We start from the raw sequence: 5,747 nt of genomic DNA on the forward strand, positions 1-5,747 counted from the left end.
GAAAAGCCTGCTTTTAAAGCAGGCTTTTTGCTTTTCTGCGTTCGGATAATTTTCCGTATGGCAAAAAGCTCCTGTCGCTTAGGGCAGCCTGGCAATCACCTTAATCTCAAACTGGAATCCGTACAGCCACGTCACGCCGATCCCGGTCAACGTCGGATAAGGCGCTTCCCCCCAATATTCTGGCAGGATACTCCAGATAGCGTCGAGGTTTGACTCGGGATCGACGACAAAGAGGGTAACGTCAACTACGTCATCGAACGTGCAGCCCGCAGCCGTAAGAACAGCGTTAAGGTTATCGAATGCCAGCCGGATCTGTGCGTTGAGATCCTCTTCAGGCGAACCATCCTCCCGGCTACCAACCTGCCCCGAAACAAACAGGAAGCCGTTAGATTTGATGGCGGGTGAATACCGATTGCGCTCATAGAGCGCCTGCCGTCCGAAGGGAAAAACTGCTTCGCGTGTTGTCATGTTAGTACCTTTGTAATGGGGCGAATTCTGTCCGCTGAACATAAAGACATTTTACAGGCGCCAGATCGGGCGGATAAACAAGCGACTTTGTCCATCATTGTTTGTAATATCCAAACAATCGGTAAAAAGAGAGGACAAGGGATGGATCGGTTCGATGCGATGCGCGCCTTTGCTCGCGTGGTAGAGGCAGGCAGTTTCACCAGGGCTGCCCAAACGCTTCATATGAGCAAAACCACGGTGACGCAGCTGATTCAACAGCTGGAAGCGCGCCTGCGCGTCAAGCTGCTCCATCGCACCACCCGCAGGCTCGGTGTGACTCCTGATGGCGCGGTCTACTACGAGCGCATCATCCGTCTGCTGGCGGACATGGAAGATGCTGAAAATAGCCTGTCCAGTGCGACGATGACGCCCAGGGGACGGCTACGGATAGACGTGCCCACGCCTCTCGCCCGCCTGGTGCTGGTGCCCGCGCTACCGGCTTTTCACGCGCGCTACCCTGATATCCAGTTCGACATGGGCGTGAGTGACCGGATGGTGGATCTGATCGGCGACAACGTGGATTGCGTCGTGCGGGGCGGCGAAATCAACGACCAGTCCCTGATCGCTCGCCATGTTGGCGATTTGCAAATCGGTGTTTACGTCGCACCGAGCTACGTGGAACGCCTCGGCGCCCCTGCGCACCCGCGAGAGCTGGAAAACACGGACCATCGCATAGTGGGATTCTTGTCCTCACGCACCGGTAAGATTGATCCTCTGGTACTGCACGGTGAGAGTGAACGTATTGAAATCACGGGAAGCTATGTGCTTGCCGTGGATGATGGCAACGCCTACCTCGAAGCCGGGCTCGCGGGATTAGGCGTGGTTGCGCTACCCGTCTATATGGCGGCAGCGCATCGGGCATGTGGTTCCTTGATTCCGCTATTTGAAGACTGGCGTATTGCTCCAATGCCCCTGTATCTGGCCTTTCCGCCGAACCGCCACGTTAACGCCAAACTGCGCGTTTTTATTGATTGGATCGTTGAATTGATGCAGCAGCATGCCCCCACTTCCGCCAATAAATAACTGCATCTCAGCCCGCTGATCCGCACATTAGAGTTGACTGGTGGTCATCGTGGCGTTTTGACAGAAAGGGAATTCAAAGTTGGCTTACAACTTAGCCAACTTTGGGTAAGGCTATCCAGTCAAAGGAGCCAAATTTGAAAAGCCTGCTTTTCTATTGGCCGTTGCTTTCCGCGGCACCCACCAACTGCCGCCAGGCCGCCACTTCCTCATCCAGCCACGCGACAAAAAGAGCCACCTCCGGCTTCGTCTCCGTTGACCGCGCTGTCACCAGCCAGTAAGGCCAGGGATACGGCGCGGTAATGGAGGTTAGCTGGACCAGTTCCCCCCGGGTGATGGCATCCTGAACCAGAGAGCGGCGCTCCAGCGCGATCCCTTTCCCGAGCCGAACAGCTTCGATAATGATATTGGAGTCGTTAATGCATAAACCGCCAGGCACGATATCTTTCTCCAGCCCCGCATTCACGCACCACGTTTTCCACGACTCCATGGAAAAAATAATATGACTTTTTGCAACCTCAGCCGGCGTAGCGGGCAACACACCGTCGTTATAGCCAGGCGCGGCCACCACAATGAGTTCATCGGAAAAAAGGTACTGGCTTTCGCTCCCTTCCCAGTTTCCTTTCCCCATCCGTATCGAGATGTCTATTCCCTCCTGCTGCAGACTGGTGACCGTCAGGCTGGCCTGGATCCGAAGGGTGATAAGCGGATATTTCGCCCGAAAGCGTTCCAGACGCGGCAACAGCCAGTGGCATCCAAAAGACGGCACCATCGCCAGCGTCAGCTCCTGCTTTCTCGGCTTCACCTGTACAAGCCGGGTGGCATCCGCAATATGGTTCAACGCCTCGCGTACCTGTAAGGCATAGAGCCGCCCTTCTTCGTTGATCTGCACCCCGCGTCCCTGACGGATAAAGAGCTTTACGCCCACCATCTCCTCCAGCAGTTTGATCTGCTGGCTTATTGCGGAATGGGTAACGTGGAGTTCTTTCGCCGCCAGCGTCACGCTGCCAAGACGGGCGACGGCTTCAAAGCTTCGCAAACTGGCAATGGGTGGAAAATCCGACATGAAAGCTCTCCCTTATCCGCGCTGGATGTATAACGGCAACTTGCCCACATGTCAGTAATACTAACCTTTACGGTAAGATACTGAAGATATTCGCCAGGAAGTTTGTATTGTACTGTCTGTTCATCCTCTTCAATGACGCGTTATTTCACAGAGACAGGAAAACGGGAACGATGATTAAGCTTGTTGGCATGATAGATTCACCTTATGTACGGCGCGTGGCGATCTCCCTTGAGCTTTATGGCGTTGAGTTTGAAAGCCAACCGCTGTCGGTCTTTAGCACTTTCGAAGCGTTCTCCCGAATCAACCCCGCGGTAAAAGCGCCCACGCTAATTCTGGATAACGGGATACGTTTGATGGATTCGTCGCTGATACTGAATTATTTCGAGGCTCAGGCCGCCCCCGAGCGGAGGCTCCTGCCCGTCGCGCCGGATGCGCTGGCAAACGATCTTCAGACGCTGGGCTTTCTCCTCGCCGCCGCGGAGAAAGCCGTGCAAAATGTGTATGAACACCACCAGCGCCCGGTGGAAAAGCAGCACGCTTTATGGGTCGAACGCATTACAACCCAGCTGCTGGCGGCCTGCAGGGAATGGAATGCCTTGCTGAAGACGCGTCCGGCCTCCGCCGATCCCGATCAGGTTGCCGTCACGAGCACGGTTGTCTGGACGTTTATTCAGTCGATGATTCCGCACGTCGTTAACGCAGCGGATTTTAGAGAGATTCAGGCGGTTGCCGAATCATTTGAATCACAGGCGGTCTTTAAAAAATATCCGTTCAACTAAGCGATGAGCCCGGTCAGCGCAGCGCTACCGGGCAAACCAGCGCCTAAATCTGATAATCAATCGCCACTTCTTCCGGTTCCATCACCTGGCGTTTAATCTCATCCACCGACAGCCCGGCGTTGCAGAGTTCGATAAAGCGCCACACATAGTTGCGCTGCAGCTGCCCGCGCTTCAGGCCAAGCCATACGGTGTTGGCGTCAAACAGGTGACGCGTATCAAGACGCACCAGGCTCCCGTCCTCGCGTTCTCCGCCGGACTGTTCCGCCACCAGACCAATGCCGAGACCCAGCTCGACGTAGGTTTTGATCACGTCAGAATCCTGCGCGCTCAGCACCACGTCCGGCGTTAACCCTTTGCGGTTGAAGGCCTCGTCTATGCGCGAACGTCCGGTTATCCCCTGGCGGTAGGTAATCAGCGGCCATTTCGCGACGTCTTCCAGCGTCAGAGGGGAAACCTGGTTCAGCGGATGATCGACCGGGAGTAATAAGCTGTGGTACCAGCGGAACCAGGGGAACGCCACCAGCAGCGGGTCGTTGCTCAGGCGCTCGCTGGCAATGCCAATATCCGCCCCACCGTTTTGCAGCAGCACTTCAATTTCCTGCGGCGTGCCCTGGATGAGCTCCAGACGGACGTCGGGGAAAAGTTCGCGGAACGCTTTAATCACCGGCGGCAGGCTGTAGCGCGCCTGGGTGTGGGTGGTAGCGATGGTGAGTACGCCTGAGGCGTCATTAGTGAAGAGATCCGCCAGACGACGCACGTTGCTGGCCTCGTTGAGGATCCGCTCTGCGATGGTGAGCAAAGCCTTACCCGGCTCCGTCATGCCGAGCAGCCGCTTGCCGCGACGGATAAAGATCTCGATGCCCAGCTCCTCTTCCAGCTCGCGGATATGGCGGCTGACGCCGGACTGAGAGGTATAAAGCATATTGGCGACCTCGGTCAGGTTGTAGTCCCGCCTGGCCGCCTCACGGATAATTTTAAGTTGCTGGAAATTCACGATTCACTCCGGCGCATCTGACATAGCTCTATTGTTAGAGTCAGCCGCGCTGCAGAACAAATAATAAAAACCAGCATCTTATGCTTTTATGGAATATCAGCTCACAAGCTGGAGTTCACGGTTCTCAAGCGACGGCTTGCTGACCAGCGACATCAAAATCTCTTTTACCGCCTGCGCCTGCGGCGACAGCGAACCGCGTGCAGACATGTTCAGCGACAGCGGCAGGCTCATCGAAGGCGTGGTGATGCGCGCCATCCAGCCGTTCGCCGCGCTGCACAGCGAGCGGGCTGCGGATTCCGGCAGAACCGTCACGCCCATTCCGCTGGCAATGGCCGCGGTGAGCGTGGAGATTGAGTCAATTTCACCGATAATTTTTGCCGTCAGGCGGCGCAGGGAGAACGCTTCGTCCACGCGCACGCGCACGGCGCTGTAGTCGCGCGGCAGATAGAGGTTCATCTCTGCCACAGCGGTGAGGTCTACGCTCTGGCCCGGACAGTCGCGGGTCCCCACGAGGTAGAGATCTTCTTTGAGCAGCGGCTGGCTGGTGATGCCGGCGACCGGGGAGCGATCGTAAAGGACCGCCATATCCAGCTGGCCGTTGAGCAGTTTGTCATTCAGCACGGAACCGCTGTTTTCGTGCAGGTAGACCAGCACTTCAGGCAGCTCGGCGCGAACGGCCTGCAGCAGCGGCATGGTAATAGAGGACGCGGCCGTTCCCGGCGCCAGGCCGATAGACACGTGCCCGCTCAGGGTCTGGCCCACGTTATTCACCGCCAGCTGCGCCTGTTCACACTGGCGAAGGATGGTGCGCGCATGGGTATACAGGATCTTGCCTGCTTCCGTTGGCGTGACGCCGCGTTTGGTGCGGATCAACAGCTGCTGATCCATCTCGCCTTCCAGAGTAGCCACCTGCTGGCTCAGCGCAGGCTGCGCGATATGCAGCACTTCTGCCGCTTGAGTCAGGCTGCCGATATCGACGATTTTTACGAAGTATTTCAGTCGTCTTAAGTTCATTTTGCCCCCTGTTCGAAATGCTGTGCCGGAACCGGCTGTCGTTGTTGAACAGGTTTTGCAATATGAATGCCACTTTTACCAGGCGGTCTGAATTGTTCGCTAAGCGCCTGAAAATAAGGAAACCTAATTACAGAGGGGGGTTTTATTACCGAAACAGCAGTTTATGATCTGCCCCATTAGGGGTATACCCGCACCATGACGGTGCATTCCGCTGTCAAAAACATCACTTTGCCGATTTTGTCAGCAAACGATCAAAAGGCGTTGATCCAGCCTTTGACAAGGCGAACGCAGGTCGATAATATGCGCCCCGTTCACACGATTCCTCTGTAGTTCAGTCGGTAGAACGGCGGACTGTTAATCCGTATGT

Annotated in this window: 6 protein-coding genes; 2 read left to right on the top strand and 4 right to left on the bottom strand. The window is 56.0% G+C overall.

Annotation, left to right across the window (positions count from 1 at the left end):
- Positions 1–78 precede the first annotated feature (78 nt).
- The gene (locus DEO48_RS11625; RefSeq protein WP_109845238.1) at positions 79–468 is read right to left on the bottom strand and encodes a RidA family protein; all 390 of its coding nucleotides are present in this window, start codon (positions 466–468) and stop codon (positions 79–81) included.
- Between the two features lie 141 nt (positions 469–609).
- Between DEO48_RS11625 and DEO48_RS11630 the strand changes: the two genes are divergently transcribed.
- Positions 610–1,530: a LysR family transcriptional regulator gene (locus tag DEO48_RS11630; RefSeq protein ID WP_109845239.1), complete on the top strand. Its 921-nt coding sequence runs from the start codon at positions 610–612 to the stop codon at positions 1,528–1,530.
- Between the two features lie 151 nt (positions 1,531–1,681).
- On the opposite strand, the gene DEO48_RS11635 is transcribed toward DEO48_RS11630, so the two are convergent.
- Entirely contained in the window at positions 1,682–2,593 is a 912-nt protein-coding gene (locus tag DEO48_RS11635; protein WP_109845240.1) for a LysR substrate-binding domain-containing protein, read from the bottom strand.
- A 170-nt stretch (positions 2,594–2,763) separates the two neighbouring features.
- Here DEO48_RS11635 and DEO48_RS11640 point away from each other — a divergent pair, with 170 nt between their 5' ends.
- Complete coding sequence (locus tag DEO48_RS11640) at positions 2,764–3,372, top strand: glutathione S-transferase family protein (RefSeq protein ID WP_109845241.1); 609 nt, start codon at positions 2,764–2,766, stop codon at positions 3,370–3,372.
- 43 nt (positions 3,373–3,415) lie between these two features.
- Here the strand turns inward: DEO48_RS11640 and cbl are convergent, their stop codons facing one another.
- Both cbl and nac read right to left on the bottom strand, forming a co-directional pair.
- Positions 3,416–4,366, bottom strand: coding sequence for an HTH-type transcriptional regulator Cbl (gene cbl, locus DEO48_RS11645; protein ID WP_109845242.1), 951 nt, complete (start codon positions 4,364–4,366; stop codon positions 3,416–3,418).
- A 96-nt stretch (positions 4,367–4,462) separates the two neighbouring features.
- Positions 4,463–5,380 (bottom strand): nitrogen assimilation transcriptional regulator NAC, encoded by a 918-nt coding sequence (nac, locus tag DEO48_RS11650; RefSeq protein ID WP_008499475.1) that lies wholly within the window; start codon positions 5,378–5,380, stop codon positions 4,463–4,465.
- Positions 5,381–5,747: the final 367 nt, after the last annotated feature.

The sequence above is a fragment of the Enterobacter sp. CGMCC 5087 genome (assembly GCF_003144775.1).
GTDB classification, from domain to species: domain Bacteria; phylum Pseudomonadota; class Gammaproteobacteria; order Enterobacterales; family Enterobacteriaceae; genus Enterobacter; species Enterobacter cloacae_M.